This window comes from Moorena sp. SIO4A1, assembly GCF_010672065.1.
Classification (GTDB): Bacteria; Cyanobacteriota; Cyanobacteriia; order Cyanobacteriales; family Coleofasciculaceae; genus Moorena.
Window position 1 is genome coordinate 1 of the sequence record NZ_JAAHHX010000637.1, and the last position, 1,553, is coordinate 1,553.

A 1,553-nucleotide genomic window follows, 5' to 3' on the forward strand; every position below is an offset into this window, starting at 1 on the left:
GTGACTTGTAATCTGAAACAGAAGACGAGTTCAACCCTATATCCATGAGTCGTTTGCCTCAAATCTCCAATCATCACCGCCAACCCTATCCAAGTGATATGAGTGATGTAGAATGGGGAGTGTTGCGACCGCTTATACCGAAGCCGAAGGGATTTGGGCATCTGAGGAGGGTAAACTTGCGCGAGATGATCAACGGGATCTGCTATGTGCAGCGTAGTGGATCCCAGTTGAACATGCTGCACCATGACTTTTTACCTCACCCAAGGGTCTATGGTTATTTCCGTAAATGGCAACCGCTTTGGGTATGGGCTGAGAATCCATGGCCAATTGCGTCATCCACTCCGATAACAAATGGGAGGTGAAGAAGACTCCAGTGTGGCGCTCGCGTAGCGTCGGTCTTTGCCCGCATCGCCAATTTAATGACTCGCCGACTGGCTTGTTGAGGTTTTGTTTACAAATCAGCTTTAATTGTTGATCAGTGATGTTTTATGCGATAGAATCAACTGTAGTAGTTAAATCAATCTAGGAACCTAAACGTTATGGCTGATAGTGAGGGAGTTAAGAGCGCTGTCATTCTACGCAGTGAAGAGGATTTTGGAGGCACACCTGATTTCTTGTCTGGGTCTTCAAGTAAGAGGAGCAAGAAAAAGAAGAAGAAGAAGCAGGCAGCAGGTTTAAAGCCTCTTGAGAAGGCTGTGTTTAAACAAGCAAAGCGTCTCGATGAGGCAAGTAAGATCTATAAGGATCGCCATGAGAAGTCCAATCGTAAGAAGAAAAATGGTTGGATCAAGGATTTTGGAAAGAACTATACCAAGAGTATGTCTAAGTTAATGAAATTTTAGTTTGGTTTCTGCTCTACCCTTAACTTCGATGTAATGGGTCATTTAATGGTTATTGTTGAAGGCAAAAAAGGTTTGAGTTCTTCAAAAGTTTTTGGAATGATCATTACATCACTTTGAAGTTTTTTATAAGGGCAGAGCTGGGCATGATACAACTTTTGACAAAGCTTGCTAAAATTTAGTTAGGAGAACGTCCATGAGTACACTTCAGAAAGAAAACACCATTATCCTAGACATGGGATCGGCAAAGAAGGATGATATTAAAGATTTGCAATATGGTGAGGGTAGGCTTTTTAAGAGGATTGCTAGGGCCATTGAAGAATTGAAGCAGAGTGGTGAAGTTGCAGAAAATGCTCAACCAGTAGTTGTTGTGGTTAAGAAGAAAAACGAGAAAGATTGGTAAGTTTTTAATCGATCTTGAGGAGTAATACGAATTTCCGTCATGGGCTTCGTAGATTTGTGTTTCACGGTTACACTGAGTTCCTAACTCAAGTCCGCTTGACTTTCAGCCAAGATTGAGTCCGCCTTTGGCAAAGCTATTGTTATTGGCTACTTCAATGAATCTGCATCGGGGGCTTTATGCCCCATCTAACTAGGTGAATTGAAGATATATAGGTACCTCTAAATCTTGTACTGGTCATGTTCAAGTAGACTCGTGAACTCCCCCAACTTAATTTGTTTAAGTTGGGGTTTATAGCTTGGCCTACGGCCAAG

Annotated in this window: 3 protein-coding genes; all 3 read left to right on the forward strand. The window is 42.2% G+C overall.

Translation table 11 applies throughout. The features are described 5' to 3' along the window. The first annotated feature begins 98 nt into the window (after nucleotides 1-98). Nucleotides 99-362, forward strand: coding sequence for a transposase (locus tag F6K53_RS46320; protein WP_365940700.1), 264 nt, complete (start codon nucleotides 99-101; stop codon nucleotides 360-362). Nucleotides 363-539: 177 nt separating this feature from the next. Further along, nucleotides 540-842, forward strand: coding sequence for a hypothetical protein (locus F6K53_RS41430; protein WP_075895997.1), 303 nt, complete (start codon nucleotides 540-542; stop codon nucleotides 840-842). Between the two features lie 193 nt (nucleotides 843-1,035). Continuing rightward, nucleotides 1,036-1,242 carry a hypothetical protein gene (locus tag F6K53_RS41435; protein ID WP_293086188.1) on the forward strand — a complete coding sequence of 69 codons (207 nt, stop codon included), beginning with the start codon at nucleotides 1,036-1,038 and terminating at the stop codon, nucleotides 1,240-1,242. The last annotated feature ends 311 nt before the right edge of the window (nucleotides 1,243-1,553 follow it).